Raw genomic sequence first — 24,222 nt, 5'->3', positions numbered from 1 at the left:
GGTCGCCCGTCAGGTGCGCAGAGCGCTGCGGAGGATGTCGAGTCCGCGGCGCAGATCCTCGTCCGGAATGACCAGAGGTGGCAGGAAACGCAGCACATTGCCGTAGGTGCCGCAGGTCAGCGTCAGCAGTCCGGCCTCGTGGCAGGCCTTCGACACGGCCGCGGTGCGGGTCGCGTCAGGTTCGATCGTTCCGGGGATCACGAACTCCATGGCGATCATCGCCCCCCGGCCACGTACCTCGGCGACACCCGGATCGAGGTCGGCGAGCGCCGCCTTGATGGTTTCGCCGATGCGCTGAGCCGCGGTGTTCAGGTCCAGCTCACGCATGGTCTCGATGGCGGCCAGGGCGGCCGCGCAGGCCACCGGGTTACCGCCGTACGTGCCACCGAGCCCACCGGCGTGCACCGCGTCCATCAGATCGGCCCGGCCCACCACACCGGCGATCGGCAGCCCGCCGCCCATGCCCTTGGCCGTGGTGATCAGATCCGGTTCCAGGCCCTCGTCCTCGGAGGCGAACCACTGCCCGGTACGCGCGAACCCGGTCTGGATCTCGTCGGCGATGAACACCGCCCCGTTCGCCTTCGCCCACGCCGCGATCGCCGGCAGGAAGCCCGGCGCCGGCACCACGAAACCGCCCTCACCCTGGATCGGCTCGATCAGCACGGCCGCCACGTTGGCGCCGCCGACCTGCTTCTCGATCACATCGATCGCCCGCCGGGCGGCCTCCGGACCGGTCAGTCCGCCGTCGCGCAGCGGGTACGACATCGGCGCCCGGTAGACCTCCGGGGCGAACGGGCCGAACCGGTGCTTGTACGGCATGTTCTTCGCGGTCAGCGCCATCGTCAGGTTCGTCCGGCCGTGGTAGGCGTGGTCGAAGACGACGACGGCCGGCCGCCCGGTCGCGTGCCGAGCGATCTTGACGGCGTTCTCCACCGCCTCGGCACCCGAGTTGAACAGCGCCGCCCGCTTCTCGAAGCTCCCCGGTGTCAGGTCGATCAGCTGCTCGCAGACCGCCACGTACGACTCGTAGGGGGCCACCATGAAACAGGTGTGGGTGAACCGCTCGACCTGCGCGCGGACCGCCTCGACCACCCGTGGGGCGGCGTTGCCGACGTTGGTGACCGCGATCCCGGAGGCGAAGTCGATCCACTCCCGGCCGTCGACGTCGGTGATCGTGCCGCCGCCGGCTGAGGCCACATAGCTCGGGATCACCGACCCGACACCCTTGGCGACGGCCGCGAGACGGCGCTTGTGCAGTTCCTCCGAGGTGGTCACGGTCACGCCCCCACGTTGTGCATGACGTGCTTGATGCGGGTGTAGTCCTCGAACCCGTACACCGACAGGTCCTTGCCGTGCCCGGAGTGCTTGAAGCCGCCGTGCGGCATCTCGGCGACCAGCGGGATGTGGCAGTTGACCCAGACGCAGCCGAAGTCGAGCCGCTGCGTCATCCGCATCGCCCGGCCGTGGTCCTTCGTCCAGACGCTGGAGGCCAGGGCGTACTCGACACCGTTGGCGTAGGCGACCGCCTCGTCCTCGTCGCCGAACTTCTGCACGGTGATGACCGGGCCGAAGACCTCGTTCTGGATGATCTCGTCGTCCTGCCGCAGTCCGGAGACGACCGTCGGGGAGTAGAAGAAGCCCCGGTCGCCGACCTGCGACCCACCGGCCTGCAGCACCGCGTGGTCCGGCAGCCGGTCGATGAACCCGGCCACCCGGGCCAGCTGACCGGCGTTGTTGACCGGACCGTAGAGCACGTCCTCCTGATCCGGGGCGCCGGTCTTGATCTCCCGGGCCTGCGCCGCGAGCGCGGCCACGAAGTCGTCGTAGACACCGGCCGAGGCCAGCACCCGGGTGGCGGCGGTGCAGTCCTGCCCGGCGTTGAAGTAGCCGGCCTCGGCGATCGACGCGGCGGCCGCCTCCACATCGGCGTCGTCGAAGACCACCACCGGAGCCTTGCCGCCCAGCTCCAGGTGGGTGCGCTTGAGGTCGGCGGCGGCACTGCCGGCCACCTCCATGCCGGCCCGCACCGAACCGGTGATCGACACCATCTGCGGGGTCCGGTGGGTGACCAGGGCGCGACCGGTGTCCCGGTCGCCGAGGACCACGTTGAACAGGCCGGCCGGCAGGAACTCGGCGGCGATCTCGGCCAGCAGGACGCTGGTCACCGGGGTGGTGTCGGACGGCTTGAGCACCACGGCGTTGCCCGCGGCCAGTGCCGGTGCGATCTTCCACATCGCCATCAGCAGCGGATAGTTCCACGGGGTGACCTGCGCGCAGACACCGATCGGCTCGCGGCGCACGTAGCTCTCGAACCCGTTCATGTACTGCCCGGCCGAACGGCCCTCCAGCACCCGGGCGGCGCCGGCGAAGAAGCGCAGGTGGTCGATGGCCGGCGGCAGTTCCTCGCTGGCGGTCAGACCGAGCGGCTTGCCGGTGTTCTTCGACTCGGCGGCGACCAGCTCGTCGGCCCGCTCCTCGATGGCGTCGGCGAACTTCAGCAGAGCCCGCTGCCGCTCGCCGGGCGTGGTGTCGCGCCACTGCTGGAACGCGGCCGAGGCGGCGGTCATGGCCCGGTCGACGTCCTCGGAACCGGAGACCGGCGCCGAGGCGAACACCTCACCTGTGGACGGGTCGATGAGATCGGAGTACCGCCCCTCGACGGGCGCGACGGCTTCGCCCCCGATGAGGTTGTGCAGTACCGTCTTCGCGGTCATCCGGCGCCTCCAGCTGTGGTATCAGCGAATTCGGCCCCATCTTTTCTGCTGAATCCGTTGCGAACAAGAGTTCGCAGCAATATTTCCGTAGGAGCTGGGGCCGGTAACCAACCTGCCATCGAACGGTGACACACCCGCCGTCACCCGCGGCGGCGAACCGCCAGAACCGCCACGTCGTCGGTCGGCCGCTCGGCGGCGGCATCCGACATGACGGTAGCGCAGACCACCTCCGGCGGGTCGGTTCGAACGATCGCGACCAACCGGTCCAGTCCGGCGTCGATCACCTCGCCGCGGCGCTCGACCAGGCCGTCGGTGTAGCAGAACAGCAGTGCTCCGGGCGCCAGCGGCACCGCGGTGCTGCGGCGCGGCCGGTCCGGGCGGGTCACCCCGAGCGGCGGGTCGACCGGCACGTCGGCCAGCCCGGCCGGGCCGTCCGGAACGGCCAGCACCGGGCGCAGGTGACCGGCCGTGGAGATCACCGCCCGGTCCCGGTCGGGGCTGATCATCGCGTAGAGGGCGGTGGTCAGGCTGCCCGCCTCGAAGTGCTGCACCTTGCAGTCCAGCAGGGTCAGCGCCTGCGCCGGGTCGTCGCAGATCAGCGCGTACGCCCGGAGGGCGCTACGGATGCGGCCCATCACCACGGCCGACGCCAGGCCGTGCCCGGACACGTCGCCGATCACCACACCGAGCCAGCCGGACGGCAGGACGAACACGTCATACCAGTCGCCGCCGATGCCGGTCGCGTGGCCGGGCACGTAGCGCGCGGCCAGCTCGACGCCGGGCACCGACGGCAGCCGGGCCGGCAGCAGGCTGCGCTGCAGGGCCAGGGCGGCCGACTGGTCGAGTTTCGCCGACCGGATCCGCCCGGCCACCGCGGCCCGGTCGGCCACCAGCTCCAGCAGCTTCACGTCGTCGTCGCCGAACTCGCGGCGGCTGAGCGTGCCGACGTGCAGCACCCCGACCAGGTCCCGGCCGGCCAGGATCGGCACGCCCAGCAGCGACCGGATCCCCTTGCCGACCAGGATCGGGTTGACCACGTCGGCCGGGGTGACGTCGATGAGCCGGACCGCGGCGCGGGTCGCCGCGACCCGGCCGGCGAACCCGCGCCCCACCGCCACCCGGAACCCGGCCCGGACCTCCTCCTCCAGGCCCTTGGCCGCGGTCGCGACGAGCTGCTGGGAGTGCGCGTCGAGCAGCAGGATCGCCGCGGTGTCGACGCCCAGCAGATCACGCACCCGGTCCAGCAGCTCGTCGAGGAGATCGGAGGCGTCGAGCCGGGACAGCGTCGCATCGGTGACCGCTTCGAGCCGGCGCAGCCGCTCGTCGTCGTTGATGCGTGGGGGCACGGGGTCAGCCTAGTTGTTCCGGGCGCACCTCCACCGGTGTGGTGATGACCCGTCCGGGCCCGACCGGCCGGGTCGGCCCGGTCAGCTCGACGGTCGCCGCGCAGGGCAGGTCGCCGGCCGACGTCCCGGCGAGAACCCGCAGCTCACCGGGCTCGACGATACGTTTCAAAGCACGGCCGGTGAAAGCCGTCCGGTCGGTGTGCACGTGGAAGACGACATCCGCGGCGGCACCGGCGGCCAGCTCCACCCGCTGGAAACCGGCGAGCTGAATCACCGGACGGGTGACCTGGGCGACCGGGTCGGACAGGTACAGCTGCACCACCTCGGCGCCGTCCCGCGCGCCGGTGTTGCGGACCCGCACGGTGGCGCTGAACTCGCCGTCGGTCGGCACCCGATCGCTGGACAGGCGCAGGTCGCCGACCTCGAACGTGGTGTACGACAGCCCGTGCCCGAACGCGAACAGCGGAGTCGGGTCCAGGTTGCTGGTTCCGGTGTGCACCGCGCCCAGTCGTGGCTGCAGGTAGGTGCCCGGCTGACCACCCGGGGTCCGCGGGATCTGCACCGGCAGCTTGCCGCTGGGCTGCACCCGGCCGGACAGCACACCGGCGATGGCCGGCCCGCCCTCCTCGCCCGGCATGAACGCCTGCACCAGGGCGGCGGCCCGGCCGTCGAAGTCGCCCAGCGCGTACGGCCGACCGGACACCACGACCACCACCACCGGTGTGCCGGTCCCGAGAAGCGCTTCGACGAGATCCGCCTGGACACCCGGCAGTCGCAGGTCGGCGGCGTCGCAGCCCTCGCCCGAGGTGCCCTTGCCGAACAGTCCGGCCAGGTCACCGACGAAGACCAGGCACACGTCGGCGTCCCGGGCGGCGGCCACCGCCTCGTCGAACCCGGACCTGTCGTCGCCGTCGACGGCACAACCGCGGGCGTACGTGATCTCGGCCGCCGCGAACTCGGCCCGCAGCGACTCGGCCGCGGTCGGCAGCTCGATCTCCGGGTCGACACCCGGATAGCGGGGGAGAACGTGGTTGGCGAACGCGTAGCAGCCCAGGAACGTGCGCGCGTCGTCGGCGCACGGGCCGACCACCGCCATCCGCCCCGTGCCGGACAGCGGCAGCACGTCACCCGGGTCGAGCAGGACGATCGAGTGCTCGGCCACCTCGCGGGCCAGTGCCCGGTTGGCCGCCGAGTCGAGGACCACCTCGGCCGAGTCGGCCACCGAGGCCTCCGGGGTCCACTCCGGATCGAGCAGGCCGAGGGCCGCCTTCTGGGTCAGGACCCGGCGGGCGGCGCGTTCCACGTACGACTCGTCGACCTCACCCGAGCGGACCCGGGCGACCAGCTCGGCGCCGTACCCGATGGTGTCCGGAAGTTCCACGTCGATGCCGGCCTCCAGGGCCCGGGCCCCGGCGCCGCCGTCGTCGGCCGCGATGCCGTGCATGCCGGCCAGGAACGGCACCGCCCAGTAGTCCGAGACGACCGTGCCGGTGAAGCCCCACTCGTCCCGCAGCAGGTCGGTGAGCAGCCAGGAGTCGGCCCCGGCGGGCACCCCGTCGACGTCGGAGTAGGAGTTCATGACGGATCCGGCACCATCGCGGACGGCGGCCTCGAACGGTGGCAGGATCATGTCGAGCAGCTCGCGACGGCCCATCGGCACCGGGCCGTGGTTGCGGGCGCCGCGAGAGGCGGAGTACCCGGCGAAGTGCTTGAGCGTGGCCAGAACCCCCGAGCTCTGCAGACCGCGGACGTACGCCGAGCCGACCGTGCCGACCAGGTAGGGGTCCTCGCCGATGGACTCCTCCACCCGGCCCCACCGGTAGTCGCGGACCACGTCGAGCACCGGGGCCAGCGCCTGGTGCACGCCGAGCGCCGCCATGTCACGGCCGATCGCGGCGGCCATCCGCTCGATCAGCTCCGGGTCGAAGGTGGCGCCCCAGGCGATGGCGGCCGGATAGACCGACGCGCCGTGCATGGTGAACCCGGTCAGGCACTCCTCGTGCACCATCGCCGGGATGCCCAGCCGCGAGGAGGCCATCACGATCCGCTGCTGACGGACCAGTTCGGCGGTCCCCTCGGAGACGGTGATCGGGTAGCTGCCGTAGATCCGGGTGAGCTGGCCGAGGCCGTGCCGACTGGCGTCCTCCAGCGCGGGCCCGCCGCTGAACTCGCTCTCCATCGGGGCCACCGAATGTTCCGACTCCGGCTCGGGACCGGCCGGGCCGGTGGCGCCCTTGTCCTTGCCGATCCACCGGCTGCCGAGCTGGGCCACCTTCTCCTCGAGCGTCATCGCGGCGAGCAGAGCCTCGACGCGCTCGGGAACCGGCAGCGCCGAATCCTGCCAGGGATGTGTTGTCAACGAAACCTCCGAAACTTTCGGCACCGTCCAGCCGCTGGTCGGCGGGCCTCGGCGGACGGTGACGCGCCCACGGGCCTTTGTAACTCTCGCGCTCCGGGCACGGTTAGGGCAAGAGCCTTGACACTCGGAACGGCGAAACCCTACGTTAACGAAACCTCGCGTTAATTTGCGGCTGTCACTCGAAACTTCCGGCAGTTGCTACCGCTCAAATTGCTTCTGACAACGGAGATCAGCGTGAAGCGCAGGAACTTTTTGACCCTTTCGACCGGCCTCGGCGCCGGGGCGGCGCTCGCCGCCTGTGGCACGTCCGGCCCGGCCGGCGGCGGTGGCACCGCCAAGGCCGGCGAGGCCTCCTACTGGTTCCTCAGCGGGCCGCCCGGCGAATCGGTCCGCACCGGGGCCGTGGAGCGGTTCAACAAGGCCAACCCGAACGGCCAGATCAAGCTCACCGCGTTCCAGAACGACGCCTACAAGGACAAGCTCAAGACCGCGCTCGGCGCCGGCCAGCCGCCGACGATCATCTGGGGCTGGGGTGGCGGCGGCCTGAAGAGCTACGTCGACGGCGGCCAGGTCGACGACCTCACCGACTGGTTCGGGCAGAACGCCGCGGTCAAGGACCGGCTCTTCCCGGCCTCCTTCGGACCGGCCACCATCAACGGCAAGATCTACGCCATGCCGGCCGAGACGGTCCAGCCGATCGTGCTGTTCTACAACAAGCAGGTCTTCGCCGACGCCGGGCTCACCCCGCCGCAGTCGTGGGGCGAGATCATGGACCTGGTGCCCAAGTTCAACGCCAAGGGCATCGCCCCGTTCTCGCTCGGCGGCCAGTCCCGCTGGACCAACATGATGTGGCTGGAGTTCCTCTTCGACCGGATCGGCGGCCCGTCGGTCTTCGGTGACGTCTTCGAGGGCAAGGCCAACGCCTGGAGCAACCCGCTCGCCATCGACGCGCTCACCAAGATCCAGGACCTGATCAAGGCGGACGGCTTCGTCAAGGGCTTCTCCTCGATCACCGCCGACTCCAACGCCGACCAGGCGCTGCTCTACAAGGGCAAGGCGGCCATGATGCTGCACGGCAGCTGGTCGTACGGCATCATCCAGGCCCAGGGCGGCTCGTTCATCGCCGACGGCAAGCTCGGTTACATGAACTTCCCCGGCGTCGACGGCGGCAAGGGCGACCCGAACGACACCGTCGGCAATGCCGGCCAGTACCTGTCGATCTCCTCCAAGGCCTCGGCCGAGCAGAAGGAGATCGCCAAGAAGTTCTTCACCAGTCTGCTCGACGACACCGAGCAGTCCGACTGGATCAAGACCGGCGGTGTGCCGATCATCAAGGGCGCCGACGCCAAGCTCGCCTCCTCGCCGGACGCCGATTTCCTCAAGTTCGTCTACGGCGTGGCCAGCAACGCCAAGGTGTTCGCCCAGTCCTGGGACCAGGCGCTCAGCCCGACCGCCGCGGAGACCCTGCTGTCCAACATCTCCAAGCTGTTCACCCAGTCGATCGGTCCGCAGCAGTTCGCCGACAACATGAACGCGGTCATCGGGAAATGACGATAGCTCCGCCTGTGGTGCGGACCGCTCCCCCCGGCAGCAACAACGCCGGGGGGAGCGGGTCCGTCTCGTGGATGGCCTGGCCGGCCCTGATCGCCTTCACCCTCTTCGGGGTGGTCCCGCTGCTCGGGGTGCTGGTGCTCAGTTTCAGCTCGTGGACCGGCCAGACCACCGACATCCCCTTCTCCGGGTTGGACAGCTGGCGCGCCGTGCTCTCCGACCCGGACCTGCCGCACGCGCTCTGGGTCACCTTCCTGATCATGGCGCTGTCCTGGCTGGTGCAGACGCCGATCTCCATCCTGATCGGGGTGTTCCTCGCGGCCCGGCACCGTTACCGTGCGGTGCTGGCGGTGCTCTACTTCATCCCGCTGCTGCTCAGCCAGGCCGCCATCTCGATCACCTACAAGGCGCTGCTCGACCCCAACTTCGGGCTCGGCGCCGGGCTCGGCTTCCCGTTCCTGCAGCAGGACTGGCTCGGCGACGGCACCCTGGCCATCGGCGTCGTGGTGTTCGTGGTGTCCTGGCAGTTCATCCCGTTCCACTCGCTGATCTACCAGGGCGGGGTGCGGCAGATCCCGGCCTCGATGTACGAGGCGGCCCAGATCGACGGCGCCGGCCGGATCCGCCAGTTCTTCAACATCACCCTGCCGCAGCTCAAGTACACGATCATCACGTCGTCGACGCTGATGGTCGTCGGGTCGTTGACCTTCTTCGACCTGATCTGGGTGCTCACCGCGGGTGGTCCCGGTGGCGCCACCCAGTCCCTGGCCGTCGACATGTACCAGCGCGGATTCAAGGCCAACCTGATGGGCCCGGCCAGCGCGATCGCCGTCATCCTGGTGCTCTTCGGCCTGCTGCTGGCGCTCGGCCTGCGCCGGCTCGGCGGGCGCGACCAGGCCGACAGCCAGCTGGAAGGAGCCTGACATGCCGACGATGCTCGACCGCCGTACCCCCGCGCCGGTCCGGAAAGATCCTCAGGTGAAGGCCCGGCGCCGTTTCCACCCGCTGCACTGGAACTTCGCGGGTGGCCTGGCCGGCTGGCTGTGGCTCGCGATCGTGGTGATCCCGATCTACTGGATCGTGATCACCAGCCTCAAGCTGCAGGACGACTACTACGACGCCAACCCGCTCGCCTGGCCGTCCGACCCGACGCTGGAGAATTACCGGTTCGTCCTGGAGAACGACTTCGTCCGGTATTTCATGAACAGCGTCATCGTCACGGTCGGTTCGGTCGGGCCGGCGGTGCTCGTGTCGTTCATGGCGGCCTACGCGATCATCCGCGGTGGCGCCGGCAGCCGGTTCCTGCGGACGGTCAACGGCCTGTTCCTGATGGGCCTGGCGATCCCGCTGCAGGCGGTCATCATCCCGATCTACCTGATCATCATCCGGATCCAGATGTACGACACGCTCGGCGCGATCATCATGCCCTCGCTGGCGTTCGCCATCCCGCTGAGTGTGCTGGTCCTGGCGAACTTCATCCGCGACGTGCCGAAGGAGCTCTTCGAGTCGATGCGGATGGACGGCGCCACCGAGTGGGGCACGCTGTGGCGGCTCGCCTTCCCGCTCACCCGGCCGGCCCTGGTGACCGTCACCATCTACCAGGGACTGACCGTCTGGAACGGGTTCGTGCTCCCGCTGATCCTCACCCAGAGTCCCGAGCAGCGGACCCTGCCGCTCGCCCTCTGGGAGTTCCAGGGCCAGTTCAGCGTCAACATCCCGGCCGTGCTGGCCGCGGTCGTGCTGACGACGCTGCCGATCCTCACCCTCTACGTGATCGGGCGCCGCCAGCTATTGAGCGGCCTGACCGCCGGATTCGGCAAGTGACCTGGTGCTCTCCCGCACCATGAGCTTGGTGGCCAGTTCCACCCGGGGGGTCTCGATGGCCTCGCCGCGCGACAGCCGCAACACGGTCCGCGCGGCGAGACCGCCCATCTCGGCCAGCGGCTGGCGGATCGTGGTCAGCGGCGGCGACGACCACCGCGACTCGGGCAGGTCGTCGAAACCGACCACACTCAGCTGATCGGGCACCCGCAGGCCACGCCGCCGGGCCGCCTCGCACACGCCGAGCGCCATCAGGTCGCTGGACGCGAAGACCGCGGTCGGCCGCTCCGGCAGGTCGAGCAGCCGGTTGCCGGCCAGGAACCCGGCCTCGTGCCGGAAGTCGCCCGTGGTGATCAGCTCCTCGTCGACCCGGATCCCGGCCGTCTCCATCGCGGCCCGGTAACCGTCCAGCCGGGCCCGGCTGCACAGCAGGTGACTCGGGCCGGCCACGAACCCGATCCGTCGGTGGCCCAGCGACAACAGGTGATCGGTCGCGGTCCGCCCGCCGGACCAGTTGGTCGCCCCGATCGTCGGCACGTCGGAGGCCACCCCGCCGGCCGGGTCGATGATCACCACCGGCACCTTGAGACGGTGCAGCTCACTGTGCACCGGCTCGGCCACGTCGGAGGTCACGAAGATGACGCCGTCGGAGGCGCGGGCCCGCAGATTCTGCAGCCACTGCCGGGTCGCGGTGCTGCGTCGGTGCACCTGGGACACCACCGTGCCGACGCCGGCCGCGTGCGTGATGTCCTCGACGCCGCGCACCAACTCCAGCGCCCACGGGCTGTCCAGATCGTTGAAAACCAGGTCGACCAGACGGGCGCGCCCGGAATGCCGAGAGTTGCGGGGACGGTAATCGTGCTCTCGCAGCAGCCGTTCGATCAGCTCGCGGGTGCCCGGTGACACGTCGGAGCGACCATTGAGCACCCGAGACACCGTCGGCACGGAAACCCCCGCGGCCTCCGCTATCGCGGCGATCGTCACTCTTCCCCTGCCAGTGGCCACGGGGCTGCTCCTTACCGCCGGCCCATCTCGGCTGGAACTTTCGGAAACCGGCATCGGAATTCTGCCATGTCCCGCCCGAACGGAAAATGCCTGGTAGGGCTGGGATCGCTCCCAGCCCTACCAGGCGGCGAATCGATCAGGAGAACTGCGGGATGACCTCCTCGGCGAACCGCAGCAGCGGCTCGTGGTCGTAGGCGACCCGCGGGATGTAGACGATCACGTAGTCGGCGCCCGCCTCGGCGAGCTTCTCCAGCTTGGCGATGTGCTCAGCGCTGGACAGGCTCAGGTCCACCGGGTAGCCGGTCGACTTGATGATCCGGTCGTAGTCACGGTCCAGCCGGTCGCAGTGGGCGCGCAACACCGCCGCCTTCTGCTGGAAGATCTCCGGATCGCCGTTGCCGAAGTTGGCGCCGTCGGCGTACTGCGCGACCAGCTTGAGCGTCACCTTCTCGCCACCGCCGCCGAGCCAGAACGACGGGTGCGGCTTGCGTACGCCCTTCGGCTCGTTGATCGGCTTGTCGATCCGGTAGTGCTTGCCGGTGAAGACCGGCTCGTCCTCGGTCCACATCTTGTGCACGATCTCGACGGCCTCCCGGAACGCGGCCATCCGCTCCGGGACGTCGGCCCACTCGTAGCCGTACGCCTTCCATTCGTGCTCATACCACCCGGCGCCGAGACCCGCGTAGAGCCGGCCGTGGCTGGCCACGTCGACCGTCGAGGCGATCTTGGCGTAGAGGGCCGGGTGCCGGTAGCCGTTGCAGCCGACCATCTGGCCGATGTTGACCCGGCTGGTGTCCCGGGCCAGCGTCGAGGTGACCGTCCAGGCCTCGAACGTGGTGTTCATCGTGGGCTCGGGAACCGTATGGAAGTGGTCGTACACCCAGATGCTGTCCCAGGGGCCGGCGTCGGCGACCTTCGCCACCGCCGTCATCGCCTCGTACTGCTCGACCGGGTCGGCGATCTCGACCAGGTCCATCCGCCACCCCTGTGGCACGAAAACCCCGAAACCAATGCTCATGCCCTCAACCTACCGCCGGGCGACCCGCGCCGGCCCGTGGTGATCATCCCCACTTATCCTATCGACTATGAGCTGTTGCACGCCCGCCTCCGGCCGGGCCGCCGAACCGGCCCCGGCGCCCGTTCCCGGCGCCGGAACGCATGCGATCCAGCAGGTCGCCGTGCCGGCCCAGGCCTTCGCGATGGGAGACGCCCACGACGACGGGGTACGGGCCGACGGCGAACAGCCCGTGCATGAGGTACGCCTGCCCGCCTTCACCATCGACGCCACCTCGGTGACGGTGGCCGACTTCCGCGCGTTCACCACCGCGACCGGCTTCCGCACCGACGCCGAACGGTTCGGCTGGTCCGCGGTCTTCCACCTGGCCCTCACCGACCCGGACCGGGTGGCCGGCCGGCTGCACGGCACCCCATGGTGGCTCGGTGTCGAGGGCGCTGACTGGGCACACCCCGGCGGCCCCTCCGACACCGCCCTCGACGACCACCCGGTCGTCCACGTGAGCTGGAACGACGCGCAGGCCTACTGCGTCTGGGCGGGCCGCCGCCTACCGTCCGAGGCGCAGTGGGAGTGCGCTGCCCGGGCCGGTCTGCCGTCGCGCCGCTACCCGTGGGGTGACGAACTGCCCGCCGACGGGCACGCGGTCAACATCTGGCAGGGCGAGTTCCCGCTGCGCAACACCGCGGCCGACGGCTTCGTCACCACCGCCCCGGTGCGATCCTTCCAGCCCAACGGGTACGGCCTGTGGCAGCCGGTCGGCAACGTGTGGGAGTGGTGCGCCGACTGGTTCTCCCCGGTCTACTACGCACAGTCGCCTGTCGACGATCCCCGCGGACCGTCGACCGGCGCGGCGAAGGTCATCCGGGGCGGCTCCTACCTGTGCCAAGACTCCTACTGCAACCGCTACCGCAACGCGGCCCGCTCCTCGAACACGGTTGATTCGTCGACCGGGAACATGGGCTTCCGTACAGTGGCCGCATGAACGGCTGGATCTCTGTGCACTCCTCGACCGGCGGCGAACGATTCTCCCTGGCCGGTTGACTGGCCCACCGCGGCATCGACTGGGATCCCTTCCGCGAGGGCGAGGTCCGCGGCGGCGTGGCCTGCGGCCGTGACGACGAGACCGGTCGCTGGTGGTGCCACTACTACCTGGACATCGACGCCCGCGCGCTGTGGCGGCTCGGCCCGCATCCCGACCAGCCGACCGCCCGGATGATCAGCCCGCCCCTGGCACCGTCACACGTCAAAAAAATCTTGGCGGAACGGTTGGCACTCCAGGCATGGCAGTGCTAAAAAATGTCTTGTCGGACCTGGTCAGAGAGAAATGACCACCGACCTCGGCGAGAGTTGTCAGCCGAGCGCCACGCGCCGCCGGACGGTCCGGCGGCCGTTTCGAGGAGGTTGATCGTGGTGCTGACTTTCGATCCTTTCCGCGAGTTCGACCGTCTGGCCGACCGGATGCTCGGGGTCCCGGCCGTCGCCGGCGGCGCCGCCGCCGTGGCGATGCCGATGGACCTGTACCGGTCCGGTGACCACTTCGTCCTGCACTGCGACCTGGCCGGGATCGATCCGGGCTCGGTCAGCGTGGACGTCGACGGACGGGTGCTCACCATCCGCGCCGAGCGGTCCGCCCGCACCGACGCCGACGTGCAGTGGCTGCGCCGCGAACGGCCGACCGGCACGTTCGAGCGGCGGCTCACCCTCGGCGACGGCCTAGACCTGGCCCGCGTCGACGCGACCTGGCAGGACGGCGTCCTCACCGTGACCATCCCGGTCGCCGAGGCCGCCAAGCCCCGCCGCATCGAGATCAACACCGGCCGCGCTCCGGCGATCACGAGGTCCGAAGAGCCCGCCACCATCGACGGCGACACCACCTCGCCGAAGTCCCTGGCCGGTTGACCCCTCGGCCGGCCGATCCGTTCGGCCGGCCCTCCACCCGGTGATCCCTCGACCACCCGACCCTCACCTGGTGATCGTTCGACTTCTGGTCTCCACCCGGAGGGTTTCGGACTTTCCGCCGGTGAGCAGTCGATTGCGCGGCCCTAACCTGGGTGATCCCGCAGCTACCGGGTCCCGCACTCGGTGGAACTCCCCTCGCCCAGCCGGGTCGGCGATTCGCCGGCCCGGCTCTTCACCGTCCGACGGACGGCTGGAAGGTCGGCCGACAGAGCCGTTGCCGCTGGAAGGAGTGGTAGGGGAGGGTTGCGGTCCCCCGTCAGCCACACCCCGGGAGCCTGCCTTGCCCCGCTCGTACCTGCAGGTGGCGGCCGCCGCCGCGCTCGTCTTCATCGGCGCCGCCCTGGTGGTCTTTAGCAGTTCCCCGGCCGGGCTTCCCGGCACGGTGATGTCGTCCCTGCTCGCCGTGGCCTGGCTCACCGCCTGCTGTAGCCTCGCCGGCCTCGCCCTGGCCTCGATCCGTCGCTGATGCGGCCGGCCCGGTCTTGATCCGTCGCTGATGCGGCCGGCCCGGTCTCGATCCGCCGTCGGTCCGGCCGGGGTGGAATGCCTCCACCACGGCCCACCTCGGGCGCTCGGCCCCGGTGACCGACGAAGGCGTTCCACCCGACCATGTCCTCGCCGGGTCGGGAACCTGGGGATGGGCTGGGAACCGGCGGAAACCGCCGGTGCCGCGGCGCCCGGATTTGTACCGTCACCCCAGGGAGGGAGGCGGCATGAATTTCTTCGCGAACCTCGGCGTACGGCACAAGATCGGCGCTCTGATCCTGCTCGGCGTGGTGCTCTCGGTCATCTCCGGCATCCTCGCGAACCGGTCCCTGAATCGCACCGCGGCCGCCGCACAGCATCTCTACCACGGCAATCTGATCAGCCAGACGGCTCTGAGCGAGTTGCAGGCGGTGAGCATCCAGACCCGGGTCGACCTGGCGAATCTGCTGGTCTCGCTGACCCCGGCGGACGACGCGAAGTACGAGAAGGCGGTCCGTGACGGCCTGGCCGCCTTCGGCGCTGCGCTGGCCGCCTATCGGGCGGCCGGTCCGGCCGGGGAGGCCGCGGTGGTGGCCGATCTGGAGAGCGACTGGGCGCGCTACAGCGACATCGTCCTCGACACCCAGATCGGTCATGCGCTGGCCAAGGACTACGAGGCCTACGCGCGGATCCGGGACGGCGAGACCGCTCCGATCATCAACCGGGTCAAGGAGGCCTTCGGCGGCCTGTCCGCGGCCGAGGCGGCCGACGCCGCGGCGGTGGTGGCCGCGGCCGAGGACACCCACCGGAACAGCCGGTGGATGATGGTGTTGGTGGAGGTGGTCGGCAATCTCCTCGCCGTCGCCGTCGGCGTGCTCGTGATCCGGGCGGTGGTCGGCGCGCTGAGCCGGGTCAAGCGGGTCTGCGAGGGCCTCGCGGCCGGTGATCTCACCCTGCGTACCGGGCTGACCAGCGATGACGAGCCGGGTGTGATGGGGCGGGCGCTGGACGCTGCCCTGGACAGTCTGCGCCACACCGTCGTCACGATCAGCGGGTCGGCGACCGCGCTGACCGGGGTGGCCCGGCAGGCCGGGTCGGTCGCCGCGGAGATCGCCGGGTCCGCGGAACGGACCACCGCCCAGGCCCAGACCGTGTCGGCGGCGGCCGAGCAGATCTCCCGCAGCGTCGACACGGTGTCGGCGGGCAGCGAGGAGATGGGCGCGTCGATCCGGGAGATCGCGCAGAACGCCACCGAGGCGGCCCGGGTGGCGGGTGAGGCGGTCGGTCTCGCGTCCCGGACGTCGGCGACGATGAACCAGCTCGGCGTCTCGTCGGCGGAGATCGGCGACGTGATCCGGACCATCACGGCGATCGCCGAGCAGACGAACCTGCTCGCGCTGAACGCGACGATCGAGGCGGCCCGGGCCGGGGAGGCCGGGAAGGGGTTCGCGGTGGTCGCCAGTGAGGTGAAGGACCTGGCCCAGGAGACCGCCCGGGCCACCGAGGACATCTCCCGTCGGGTCGAGGCGATCCAGGCCGACACGAGCGGCGCGGTACGGGCGATCGAGGAGATCACCCGGGTGATCGCGCGGATCAGCGATTTCCAGACCACCATCGCGTCCGCTGTGGAGGAGCAGACCGCCACGACCGCGGAGATGAATCGCAGTGTCGGCGAGGCGGCCACCGGCACCGGCGAGATCGCCGAGAACATCACCGGAGTCGCCGAGGCGGCCCGGTCGACGAGCGACGGCGCGACCCGTTCCCAGGAGACCACCGCCGAACTGAGCCGGATGTCCACCGAGCTGACCGCTCTGGTCGGCAACTTCCGGTACTGAGACCGGCTTGTCGACAGAGCTGCCGCGACGTCTGCGGGACAGCCCCGTCGAACAGCCGAGTAGGTTGGGATCATGTCCCGACCACAGCTGCTGTCGGCTTTCGCGGGCCACTGGACCGGGGTCGGCACCGGCGTCACGGTGATCCTTCCGCCGCCCGGCACGGTCGGCTCCGGCGAGGTCCGCGGCGGCGCACCGGCCACCCGCGAGTTCGCCCTCCTCGAACCGGGCCGCCTGGTCGAACACGTGGACGCGGTCGTGCTTTCCGGCGGCTCGGCGTTCGGCCTGGCCGCCGGCGACGGCGTCGCGCGCCTGCTGCGCGAGCGCGGCCGCGGATTCCCGACACCGTTCGGCCCGGTCCCGATCGTCGTCGGCATGTCGATCTTCGATGCCTCGGTCGCGGCCGATCCCCCGGGTGCCGACGCGGGGCGCGACGCGGCGCTCGCGGCCCTCACCGGACAACCCTTCCGCAGCGGTACGGTCGGAGCCGGCGCCGGGGCCACCACGGGCAAATGGCGTGGCGCCCTGGAACCGGGCGGCCTGGGCCGGGCCACCGGACGGGTCGGTCCGGCCACGATCGAGGCGGTCGCCGTGGTCAACGCCTGGGGGGATGTGATCGGCGGCGACACGGGAGCGGTTCCGGACCGGTCGGTCACCCCGTTCGGCCAGGCCGGCACCAACACCACGATCGCCGTGCTGCTCACCGACGCGAAGCTGAGCAAGCTCGACTGTCACCTGCTCGCTCAGAGCGGCCACACCGGGTTCGCCCGGGCACTGCACCCGGCGCACTCCCGTTACGACGGCGACGCCGTGGTCGCGCTGGCCACCGGCGAGGTCGACGGCGCCGACCTGGACCTGCTGGGGGCGGCCGCCACCGAGGTGATGGCGGCCGCGATCCGCGACGCGGTCCGGCCCGCGTGATCCTCGTCAGTCCTTCGTGATCGCCACCTGGAGTTCGGTCACCCAGTCGTCGCGGTTCTCCGGGCACTCCAGGTTGATCTCCCGGGCGTAACCGGCGGCCCGGTAGCCGTTCGCGTCGATCCACTCGGCGAGCGCCTGACCGGTCGGTACCACGGTGTCCATCGAACCCCGGTGCACGATCGTCGCGGCCTCGGCGATCAGCGGCAGGTCCCGTACCGTGAAATCGCCCGAACCCGGACCGGCGGCGACCTGGATCGCGGCATGCACGGTGATCCGGCCGTCGCTCGCGTCCTCGTAGTAGGCGACGCCCGGCCCGGTCGGCCGGACCCCGGCCGCCTCCAGCCGCCGGAACAGCTCGTCGTAGAGCGGATTGATCACCGGGCCGATGTGTTCCGGCTCGTAGCCGTCGGCGACCGCGGTCAGCTCGGCGACCCGGACCGGCGGGATCCGTTTGATCACCACGTCGTTGCCGGGCATGTGGCCCTCCCTTTCGATGGCTCGCAGACGCGCCTCGACCCGGACCAGCCGTGCGCTCGACTCGGCCACCGCCGCGGCCAGCTCGGCGCGGCGCAGCCGGAGCATGCCGCGCAGCTCACCGGCGTCGAGCGAGCCGTCGATGATCTCGCCCACCTGGTGCAGGCTGAACCCGAGATCCTTGAGCGCGATGATCCGGTTGAGCCGGGCCAGTTGGGCGGCGGTGTAGTGCCGGTAGCCGGTGGCCGGGTCGACGTGGGCCGGCCGTAGCAGGCCGGTCGCGTCGTAGTGCCGCAGCATCCGGATCGACACGCGTCCGTGGCGGGCGAAGTCTCCGATGGTGAACATGATGGCTCCGAGTTGACTGCCTCACACAGTGTGAGAGTCAAGATCTGGTATTCGTGGGGGATGTTGGTTGACTACGCCGCCGCCATCGCGGCCTCACCGTCCGAGGCCGAGACGGCCGCCGTCTCCGCCGAGCAGGTCGGGTATGACGGTTTCAACGCGGCCGAGACCAAGCATGACGTGTTCACCACACTGACGCTGGTGGCCCGGGCGACCGCCACGCTGTCGCTGCAGTCGTCGATCGCGGTGGCCTTCGCCCGTAACCCGATGAATGTCGCGGTGCTCGCCAACGACCTCCAGCTGATCTCCGAGGGCCGGTTCCGGCTGGGGCTGGGCTCGCAGGTCAAGCCGCACATCGAGCGGCGGTTCGCGATGCCGTGGAGCCGGCCGGCGGCCCGGATGGAGGAGTTCGTGGCCGCGCTGCGGGCCATCTGGCACTCCTGGGCGACCGGCGAGCGGCTGGCCTTCCGCGGATCGTTCTACCAGCACACGCTGATGACACCGTTCTTCGATCCGGGGCCCAACCCGTTCGGTAACCCGCCGGTGCAGTTGGCCGCGGTGGGGGAGCGGATGGTCGCGGTGGCCGGGCGGGTCGCCGACGGGCTGCTGGTGCACCCGCTGACCAGCCCCACCTATCTGGCGGAGCGGTTGCTCCCGGCGGTCCGCGAGGCGCGCGGTGGTTCCCTGGCCGGCTTCGCGATGGAGATGAGCGCCTTCGTGGTGCTCGGCGCGGACGAGGCGGTCCGGGCGAAGGCGGAGCGGGCGGTGCGCGGACAGATCGCCTTCTACGCGTCGACGCCCGCCTACCGCCCGGTGCTGGAACTGCACGGCTGGGGTGAGCTCGCCGACCGGCTGAACCTGCTGTCGCGCCGGCAATCGTGGGACGAGATGACCGACGCGATCACCGATGACGTGCTCGACGCGTTCGCGGTGGCCGGTGACCCGGCGGCGGTGGCCGCCGGGCTGCTCGGCCGATTCGGTTCGGCGATTGATCGGATCTCGCTCTACACGCCGTACGAGGCGGATCGGTATCAGCTGGCCGCGGTGCGATCGGCGATCCGGACGTCCGCCTTGTCGGGGTAGAAGGCGACGTGGCCCTTGATCTCGGCGACCGCGTCGTACGGGTCCTGGTAGCCCCAGACCGAGTTCTCCGACTCGGGCAGCGACCAGTAACTCGCCTCCCCCTTGTACGGGCAGTAGGTCTGGTGATCGGTCGCCGAGATCAGTGCCGGGTCGACGTCGGCCAGCGGCACGTACTGCACCGGCGGATAGTTCGCCTCCTGCAGCGTGAGAGCGTTGACGGTGTCGGCGACCACCTTGCCGCCGGCGGTGACCGTCACCCTTGAGCCGGTCGGGGTGATCGTGATCGGATGATCCGGGCCTGGTTGAAGACGAGGCTTGGTCATGTTGAGGAGCCTAACGTTGTCGAGTGCCGTCGAAGCCGTGTCCGCCGCCGGGATCGAGTACGAGGTGATCCGGCACGGACCGGTCGGCAGTGTGGCCGAGGCCGCCGCCGCCCAGCAGGTCGAGGTGCGTGACCTGGTGAAGACGCTGGTGGTGCGCCGGGGGGACGACGACTTTCTGTTCGTGCTGGTGCCGGGGGACCGGTCGATCTCCTGGCCCCGACTGCGCGCCCTGCTCGGGGTGAATCGGCTGTCGATGCCGGACGCGGCGACCGCCAAGGAGGTTACCGGGTACGAACGGGGCACCATCACCCCGTTCGGATCCCGGCGGCCGTGGCCGGTGATCGCCGACGAGACCACCCGGGGCCGGACCATCAGCCTCGGCGCAGGCGTTCGCGGCGTCGGCCTGCGAGTCGCCGCCGACGCCGCGGTCAAGGCCCTGGGCGGAACCTTCGCGGAGGTGACCGACCTCAGCGCGTAGCCGCTTCCGGACGGCCGGTTTCGGGTCTCAGCCCTTGAGTGCGGCCGCCACCGCGTCGGCGAGCGGGGTGGTCGGGCGGCCGATCAGGCGGGACAGCGTCTTGGTGTCGTCGTCCAGGTGGCCGTCACGGATCTTGACGTCGGTGTCGGCGAGCAGGGCGGCGAACTGCTCCGGCACGCCCGCGCCGACCAGCGCGGCCTGGTACTGCTCGGCGGGCAGGTCGGTGTAGGCCACCGGGGCGCCGGACGCCTCAGCCACCGCGGCGGCCAGCCCGGCCAGCGTGAACGGCTCGTCGCCGGCCAGCTCGTAGACGCCCGCCTCGCCGCTGAGCAGGACGACCGCGGCCGCCTCGGCGAAGTCGGCCCGGGTGGCGGCGGCGATCCGGCCGTCGCCGGCGCTGCCGTACAGCGCGCCCTGGGCGATCGCCGGCCCGAACGAGCCGGCGTAGTTCTCGATGTACCAGCCGTTGCGCAGGAAGGCGTACCGAATCCCGCTGCTCTTGATCAGTTCCTCGGTGGCCAGGTGCTCCGGCGCGAGGCCGACCGGGCTGGTGTCGGCGCGCAGGATGCTGGTGTAGGCGAGGAAGCCGACACCGGCCTGCACGGCGGCGTTGATCACCGCGGTGTGCTGGGGGATCCGCTGGCCGACCGCGTTGCCGGAGATCAGCAGCAGCCGGTCGACCCCGTCGAATGCGGCGGCCAGGCTCTCCGGGCGGTCGTAGTCGCCCTCGCGCACCTGGACGCCGAGCGCCAGCAGGCCGCCCGCCTTGGCGGTGTCCCGGACGACGGCGACGATCTCGCCGGGCGTGGCGCCCCGGGTGATCAGCGCCTCGACGACGAGGCGGCCCAGCTGTCCGGTGGCTCCGGTGACGGCGATGGTCATGTCGACTCCCTGTAGAAGATCCGGCCGGCGAAAGTGCTGCCCACCGGCCGGTGGCGGTTAGCGCTGCCCAGAACAATGGCACTAACTTTTTGAAAGCGCAAACCCAGGCGCAGTGCTGGTATCGTCTGCGGCGTGGACGACGACGAGCTGATTCCCAGCGTTTTCGCGCGGGACTGCGCCTCCCGCGGCGTGCTCGCCGACGTGACCGGGCGGTGGGGCGGCCTGGCTCTGGCCGCGCTGCACGACGGGGCGTTCCGGTTCAACGCACTGCGCCGCCGGGTCGACGGGGTGAGCGAGAAGATGCTGGCCCAGACCCTGCAGGCGCTGGAGCGCGACGGCCTCGTCATCCGCGAGGTGCAGGCCACCATCCCGCCCCGCGTGGAGTACAGCTTGACGCCCCTCGGCGAGAAGGTCGCGGCCAAGTTCGTCGAGCTGATCGAGCTGGTCGAGGGCGAGTTCGGGCAGATCGCCGTGGCGCAGGCGGCGTACGACCGTACCCATTGATAGGTTCTCGCCGTGACCAGCGACGCACCGATCCGCACCGACGTCCCTCCCTCCGGCACCGGCTGCGCCGAGTGTCTCGGCGCCGGAGGCTGGTGGTTCCACCTGCGCCGATGCGCCGAGTGCGGCCATGTGGGCTGCTGCGACAGCTCGCCCTCGCAGCACGCCACGGCGCACTGGACGCAGACCGGGCACCCGGTCATCCAGTCCTTCGAGCCGGGCGAGGACTGGTTCTGGAATTATCAGACCGGGCAGGGCCTGTCCGGGCCGGAATTGGCCCCGCCGGCCAGCCGTCCCGACGATCAGCCGGCGCCCGGTCCGGCCGGTGCCGTACCGTCCGATTGGACCCGTCGTCTGAACCGCTGAATGTGCCTTTCCTCAGGTGACCGCCGCCACATCCGATGGTGTGGGCGTCGGATGCTAAGGAGGGCAGATGCGGGCGATTCAGAACATCGGTACGGCGAAGCGGTTGGGGGTGATCGTCGCCACCGGGGCCGTCGCGCTCGGCGGTCTGGCCGCCATCACCCTGACCAGCCAGTCGACCCTGACCAGCCAGGCTGAGCAGATGCGCAGCCTGGAGGCCTGCCTGGCGGCGATCAACCACCTGAACAACCGGCAGAGCGAGCTGAAGGTGGACGCCTACCGGGCCGCGCTCGGCCAGGACGTCAACCAGGACGCGGCCGAGGACGTGGATTCGTCGACGAACGCCGCCAACAAGGTCGACGAGTGCGGCCTGCCGACCGCGATGCTCGAGGAATTCCGAGGATATCGCCCGGATTTCGTGGCCTTCGGCGAGTTCATCACCCAGTTCGTCAAGGACGGGGTGGCGGACCCGAAGTCGGTGCTCGGCCGGATCGACGAGATCCCCGAGGCCAACAACAAGACCGACGACCAGCTCGACGCCCTCACCGAGAAGGTGGAGGCCGCGGTCGCCCAGGAGAAGGCCGACATGGAGGCGGCCGTCTCCTCCACCCGTGACATCGCGATCCTGGTGGCCGGTCTCGGCCTGGTCGTGCTGGTCGGCATGGCGATCCCGATGGTCCGCTCCATCCTCGGCCCGATCCGGCAGCTCGGTGAGGTCATCGACGCCCTCGACAAGGGCGATCTCACCGCGCGCAGCGGCATCACCAGCCGCGACGAGTTCGGTGTGATGGCCGCCGGCCTGGACCGCTCCCTCGACAAGCTGCGCAGCTCGATGCAGACCATCGCCGAGGACGCCGACAAGCTCGCCACCGCCTCCAACCAGCTCGCCGGGGTCTCCGCGCAGATCGCCGACGCCGTCGACAACACCGACCGGCAGAGCTCGTCGGCCTCGGCCGAGGCCGACGAGATCTCCCGCAACGTGCAGACCGTCGCCGCCGGCTCCGAGGAGATGGGCCTGTCGATCCGGGAGATCTCCCGCAACACCAGCGAGGCCGCCCAGATCGCGTCGGTAGCCGTGACCGAGGCCGCCCGCGCCACCGACACCATCCGTCAGCTCGGCGAGTCGTCCGCCGAGATCGGCAACGTGATCAAGCTGATCACCTCGATCGCCGAGCAGACCAACCTGCTCGCCCTGAACGCCACCATCGAGGCCGCCCGCGCCGGTGACGCCGGCAAGGGTTTCGCCGTGGTCGCCTCCGAGGTCAAGGACCTCGCCCAGGAGACCGCCCGGGCCACCGAGGACATCCACACCCGGGTCAACGCCATCCAGCAGGACACCGGCGGCGCGGTCGAGGTCATCAACCGCATCTCCGAGGTCATCGCCCAGATCAACGACTTCCAGACCACCATCGCCTCGGCGGTGGAGGAGCAGACCGCCACCACCGGTGAGATGAGCCGCAGCATCGCCGAGGTCGCCGCCGGTTCCAGCCGGATCGCCGCCAACATCAGCGACGTCTCCTCGGCCAGCGCCGCCACCGTCGGCGGCGTCACGCAGACCCGGGAGGCCAGCGCGGCCGTGTCGCGTACCGCCGATGAGCTGCGCAACCTGGTGGGCGCCTTCAAGTTCTGAGATCCGTTCCGGCGGGGCCGGTCGCCATCACGGCGACCGGCCCCGCTTCCGCGTTCCGCTCAAGGCTCGCGGTGGCTTGCCGATCTGAGATTCATGCGTACGCCCACCCGCCGCTCAACCGCTCCGGTGGACGACGACGCGCTCTCCCGACGGCGACGCACCATCGAGACCGGCGCCCTGGTGGCCCGCAGCTTCGGAATGGCGTCCACGGCCGTCGCCGCGGCCGGGATCGGTGCCGGCGCGGCCGCCGTGGCCAGCGACGACATGCGCCTGGTCTGCTGGGTGGGCGTCGCCACGATGGGTCTGTCGAACGTGCTGTCCTACCTCGGCCGCCGTCGGCCGGACTCGCGATGGTACCCATGGCTCAACACCGGCCAGAGCGTGATCGACACCGCGACGATCATCGCGATCGTGGCGCTCGCCTCGCGGGAGACCGCCGAGACCACCTGGCCGCTGCTGGCACCGGCGATCGCGGTGGCCGCCCTCCGGCACCGGATCCTCGGTGCGCTGGCGGTGTTCGCGGCCACCACCCTCGGCTTCGCGCTGCTGGTGCCGGGCACCCACGATCTGTTCTACCTGATCGTCGTCGGATTCATGATCGCGGTCATCACCGGCACCCAGTCGTCGGCGCTCGACCGTCATCTGCGGGCGCTCGACGAGACCCGGCGGGCGCTGCAGCACCAGGCCACCCACGACGGGCTCACCGGCCTGCCGAACCGGGCCCACCTGGCCGCGTACGCCGACCGGCGCGCCGGCCGACCGCTGGCCGTACTCCTGCTCGATCTCAACGGATTCAAGCAGGTGAACGACGAACACGGACACGCCGCCGGTGACCTGTTGCTGCACGAGGTCGGCGCCCGGCTGACCGCGGCCCTCGGCGAGGACGGGCTGGCCGGCCGGCTCGGCGGCGACGAGTTCCTGGTCCTGCTGCCGGAGGGGGACAGTGCCGCGGCCGCCCGCGTGATGGTGCGGATCCGGGACGCGATCCGGCGGCCCGTCGACATCGGTGACGGGCGTGCGGTGACCGTCGGCGTCAGTGCCGGGGTGGCGCTGCGGGCGGCCGGGGGCGATGCCGATCTGGACACCCTGACCGCTGAGGCGGATGCGGGCATGTATCGCGACAAGCGTGGCCGTACCGTGGCAGCCTGACCCTCA

Annotated in this window: 24 protein-coding genes; 15 read left to right on the top strand and 9 right to left on the bottom strand. The window is 70.6% G+C overall.

The window, feature by feature from the left end; translation table 11 throughout:
• Nucleotides 1-9 precede the first annotated feature (9 nt).
• From gabT to Q0Z83_RS28730, 4 genes are all read right to left on the bottom strand, one after another.
• Nucleotides 10-1,275 (bottom strand): 4-aminobutyrate--2-oxoglutarate transaminase, encoded by a 1,266-nt coding sequence (gabT, locus tag Q0Z83_RS28745; RefSeq protein ID WP_317797154.1) that lies wholly within the window; start codon nt 1,273-1,275, stop codon nt 10-12.
• A 2-nt stretch (nt 1,276-1,277) separates the two neighbouring features.
• Nucleotides 1,278-2,714, bottom strand: a complete 1,437-nt coding sequence (locus Q0Z83_RS28740) for a gamma-aminobutyraldehyde dehydrogenase (RefSeq protein WP_317786345.1) — start codon at nt 2,712-2,714, stop codon at nt 1,278-1,280.
• 140 nt (nt 2,715-2,854) lie between these two features.
• On the bottom strand, nt 2,855-4,060 hold the full coding sequence (locus Q0Z83_RS28735; RefSeq protein ID WP_317786344.1) for a PP2C family protein-serine/threonine phosphatase: 1,206 nt from the start codon (nt 4,058-4,060) through the stop codon (nt 2,855-2,857).
• A 4-nt stretch (nt 4,061-4,064) separates the two neighbouring features.
• Nucleotides 4,065-6,419 (bottom strand): glycoside hydrolase family 3 N-terminal domain-containing protein, encoded by a 2,355-nt coding sequence (locus Q0Z83_RS28730; protein WP_317786343.1) that lies wholly within the window; start codon nt 6,417-6,419, stop codon nt 4,065-4,067.
• A gap of 234 nt (nt 6,420-6,653) precedes the next feature.
• On the opposite strand from Q0Z83_RS28730, the gene Q0Z83_RS28725 reads away from it, so the two are divergent.
• The 3 genes from Q0Z83_RS28725 to Q0Z83_RS28715 are packed head-to-tail and all read left to right on the top strand — an operon-like array spanning nt 6,654 to nt 9,794.
• Entirely contained in the window at nt 6,654-7,970 is a 1,317-nt protein-coding gene (locus Q0Z83_RS28725; RefSeq protein WP_317786342.1) for an extracellular solute-binding protein, read from the top strand.
• Nucleotides 7,971-7,987: 17 nt separating this feature from the next.
• Entirely contained in the window at nt 7,988-8,893 is a 906-nt protein-coding gene (locus tag Q0Z83_RS28720; protein ID WP_317786341.1) for a carbohydrate ABC transporter permease, read from the top strand.
• 1 nt (nt 8,894) lies between these two features.
• The gene (locus Q0Z83_RS28715) at nt 8,895-9,794 is read left to right on the top strand and encodes a carbohydrate ABC transporter permease (RefSeq protein WP_317786340.1); all 900 of its coding nucleotides are present in this window, start codon (nt 8,895-8,897) and stop codon (nt 9,792-9,794) included.
• Here Q0Z83_RS28715 and Q0Z83_RS28710 read toward each other — a convergent pair.
• Nucleotides 9,759-10,796 (bottom strand): LacI family DNA-binding transcriptional regulator, encoded by a 1,038-nt coding sequence (locus Q0Z83_RS28710; protein WP_317786339.1) that lies wholly within the window; start codon nt 10,794-10,796, stop codon nt 9,759-9,761. The genes Q0Z83_RS28715 and Q0Z83_RS28710 overlap by 36 nt on opposite strands.
• 136 nt (nt 10,797-10,932) lie before the next feature.
• Nucleotides 10,933-11,814: an LLM class F420-dependent oxidoreductase gene (locus Q0Z83_RS28705; protein ID WP_317786338.1), complete on the bottom strand. Its 882-nt coding sequence runs from the start codon at nt 11,812-11,814 to the stop codon at nt 10,933-10,935.
• Nucleotides 11,815-11,881: 67 nt separating this feature from the next.
• Between Q0Z83_RS28705 and Q0Z83_RS28700 the strand changes: the two genes are divergently transcribed.
• The 6 genes from Q0Z83_RS28700 (at nt 11,882) to Q0Z83_RS28675 (ending at nt 16,988) form a co-directional block, all read left to right on the top strand.
• Nucleotides 11,882-12,793, top strand: coding sequence for a formylglycine-generating enzyme family protein (locus Q0Z83_RS28700; protein WP_317786337.1), 912 nt, complete (start codon nt 11,882-11,884; stop codon nt 12,791-12,793).
• Nucleotides 12,794-12,909: 116 nt separating this feature from the next.
• On the top strand, nt 12,910-13,104 hold the full coding sequence (locus Q0Z83_RS28695; RefSeq protein WP_317786336.1) for a hypothetical protein: 195 nt from the start codon (nt 12,910-12,912) through the stop codon (nt 13,102-13,104).
• A 114-nt stretch (nt 13,105-13,218) separates the two neighbouring features.
• Entirely contained in the window at nt 13,219-13,710 is a 492-nt protein-coding gene (locus tag Q0Z83_RS28690) for an Hsp20/alpha crystallin family protein (RefSeq protein WP_317786335.1), read from the top strand.
• A gap of 340 nt (nt 13,711-14,050) precedes the next feature.
• Entirely contained in the window at nt 14,051-14,236 is a 186-nt protein-coding gene (locus Q0Z83_RS28685) for a hypothetical protein (RefSeq protein WP_317786334.1), read from the top strand.
• Nucleotides 14,237-14,483: 247 nt separating this feature from the next.
• Nucleotides 14,484-16,070 (top strand): methyl-accepting chemotaxis protein, encoded by a 1,587-nt coding sequence (locus Q0Z83_RS28680; protein ID WP_317786333.1) that lies wholly within the window; start codon nt 14,484-14,486, stop codon nt 16,068-16,070.
• A 72-nt stretch (nt 16,071-16,142) separates the two neighbouring features.
• Nucleotides 16,143-16,988: a P1 family peptidase gene (locus tag Q0Z83_RS28675; RefSeq protein ID WP_317786332.1), complete on the top strand. Its 846-nt coding sequence runs from the start codon at nt 16,143-16,145 to the stop codon at nt 16,986-16,988.
• A gap of 6 nt (nt 16,989-16,994) precedes the next feature.
• Here the strand turns inward: Q0Z83_RS28675 and Q0Z83_RS28670 are convergent, their stop codons facing one another.
• On the bottom strand, nt 16,995-17,810 hold the full coding sequence (locus tag Q0Z83_RS28670; RefSeq protein WP_317786331.1) for a MerR family transcriptional regulator: 816 nt from the start codon (nt 17,808-17,810) through the stop codon (nt 16,995-16,997).
• Nucleotides 17,811-17,870: 60 nt separating this feature from the next.
• On the opposite strand from Q0Z83_RS28670, the gene Q0Z83_RS28665 reads away from it, so the two are divergent.
• The gene (locus Q0Z83_RS28665; RefSeq protein ID WP_317786330.1) at nt 17,871-18,890 is read left to right on the top strand and encodes a TIGR03617 family F420-dependent LLM class oxidoreductase; all 1,020 of its coding nucleotides are present in this window, start codon (nt 17,871-17,873) and stop codon (nt 18,888-18,890) included.
• On the opposite strand, the gene Q0Z83_RS28660 is transcribed toward Q0Z83_RS28665, so the two are convergent.
• Nucleotides 18,839-19,213 (bottom strand): DUF427 domain-containing protein, encoded by a 375-nt coding sequence (locus Q0Z83_RS28660; protein WP_317786329.1) that lies wholly within the window; start codon nt 19,211-19,213, stop codon nt 18,839-18,841. The two genes, Q0Z83_RS28665 and Q0Z83_RS28660, sit on opposite strands and share 52 nt — an antisense overlap.
• Before the next feature lie 16 nt (nt 19,214-19,229).
• Here Q0Z83_RS28660 and Q0Z83_RS28655 point away from each other — a divergent pair, with 16 nt between their 5' ends.
• A complete protein-coding gene (locus Q0Z83_RS28655) occupies nt 19,230-19,691 on the top strand; it encodes an aminoacyl-tRNA deacylase (protein WP_317786328.1) in 462 nt (153 codons plus the stop codon).
• Between the two features lie 27 nt (nt 19,692-19,718).
• Here Q0Z83_RS28655 and Q0Z83_RS28650 read toward each other — a convergent pair whose 3' ends face one another.
• The gene (locus tag Q0Z83_RS28650) at nt 19,719-20,573 is read right to left on the bottom strand and encodes an SDR family oxidoreductase (RefSeq protein ID WP_317786327.1); all 855 of its coding nucleotides are present in this window, start codon (nt 20,571-20,573) and stop codon (nt 19,719-19,721) included.
• A 132-nt stretch (nt 20,574-20,705) separates the two neighbouring features.
• Between Q0Z83_RS28650 and Q0Z83_RS28645 the strand changes: the two genes are divergently transcribed.
• The 4 genes from Q0Z83_RS28645 (at nt 20,706) to Q0Z83_RS28630 (ending at nt 24,216) form a co-directional block, all read left to right on the top strand.
• Complete coding sequence (locus Q0Z83_RS28645) at nt 20,706-21,077, top strand: winged helix-turn-helix transcriptional regulator (protein WP_317786326.1); 372 nt, start codon at nt 20,706-20,708, stop codon at nt 21,075-21,077.
• 12 nt (nt 21,078-21,089) lie between these two features.
• A complete protein-coding gene (locus Q0Z83_RS28640; RefSeq protein ID WP_317786325.1) occupies nt 21,090-21,440 on the top strand; it encodes a UBP-type zinc finger domain-containing protein in 351 nt (116 codons plus the stop codon).
• Between the two features lie 67 nt (nt 21,441-21,507).
• Nucleotides 21,508-23,067 (top strand): methyl-accepting chemotaxis protein, encoded by a 1,560-nt coding sequence (locus Q0Z83_RS28635; RefSeq protein ID WP_317786324.1) that lies wholly within the window; start codon nt 21,508-21,510, stop codon nt 23,065-23,067.
• 93 nt (nt 23,068-23,160) lie between these two features.
• Nucleotides 23,161-24,216 carry a GGDEF domain-containing protein gene (locus Q0Z83_RS28630; RefSeq protein WP_317786323.1) on the top strand — a complete coding sequence of 352 codons (1,056 nt, stop codon included), beginning with the start codon at nt 23,161-23,163 and terminating at the stop codon, nt 24,214-24,216.
• Nucleotides 24,217-24,222: the final 6 nt, after the last annotated feature.

Origin of the sequence: Actinoplanes sichuanensis (assembly GCF_033097365.1) — a bacterium.
Lineage (GTDB): Bacteria > Actinomycetota > Actinomycetes > Mycobacteriales > Micromonosporaceae > Actinoplanes > Actinoplanes sichuanensis.
This window is presented reverse-complemented; position numbering and strand designations above follow the sequence as displayed.

What these genes read in the sequence shown, in the direction of transcription:
- Q0Z83_RS28680 (WP_317786333.1), top strand. Translation starts at nt 14,484, where the DNA reads ATGAATTTCTTCGCGAACCTCGGCGTACGGCACAAGATCGGCGCTCTG.
- Q0Z83_RS28665 (WP_317786330.1), top strand. Translation starts at nt 17,871, where the DNA reads ATGTTGGTTGACTACGCCGCCGCCATCGCGGCCTCACCGTCCGAGGCC.
- Q0Z83_RS28630 (WP_317786323.1), top strand. Translation starts at nt 23,161, where the DNA reads ATGCGTACGCCCACCCGCCGCTCAACCGCTCCGGTGGACGACGACGCG.
- Q0Z83_RS28740 (WP_317786345.1), bottom strand. Translation starts at nt 2,714, where the DNA reads ATGACCGCGAAGACGGTACTGCACAACCTCATCGGGGGCGAAGCCGTC.
- Q0Z83_RS28635 (WP_317786324.1), top strand. Translation starts at nt 21,508, where the DNA reads ATGCGGGCGATTCAGAACATCGGTACGGCGAAGCGGTTGGGGGTGATC.
- Q0Z83_RS28705 (WP_317786338.1), bottom strand. Translation starts at nt 11,814, where the DNA reads ATGAGCATTGGTTTCGGGGTTTTCGTGCCACAGGGGTGGCGGATGGAC.
- Q0Z83_RS28650 (WP_317786327.1), bottom strand. Translation starts at nt 20,573, where the DNA reads ATGACCATCGCCGTCACCGGAGCCACCGGACAGCTGGGCCGCCTCGTC.
- Q0Z83_RS28715 (WP_317786340.1), top strand. Translation starts at nt 8,895, where the DNA reads ATGCCGACGATGCTCGACCGCCGTACCCCCGCGCCGGTCCGGAAAGAT.
- Q0Z83_RS28675 (WP_317786332.1), top strand. Translation starts at nt 16,143, where the DNA reads ATGTCCCGACCACAGCTGCTGTCGGCTTTCGCGGGCCACTGGACCGGG.
- Q0Z83_RS28670 (WP_317786331.1), bottom strand. Translation starts at nt 17,810, where the DNA reads ATGTTCACCATCGGAGACTTCGCCCGCCACGGACGCGTGTCGATCCGG.
- Q0Z83_RS28660 (WP_317786329.1), bottom strand. Translation starts at nt 19,213, where the DNA reads ATGACCAAGCCTCGTCTTCAACCAGGCCCGGATCATCCGATCACGATC.
- Q0Z83_RS28700 (WP_317786337.1), top strand. Translation starts at nt 11,882, where the DNA reads ATGAGCTGTTGCACGCCCGCCTCCGGCCGGGCCGCCGAACCGGCCCCG.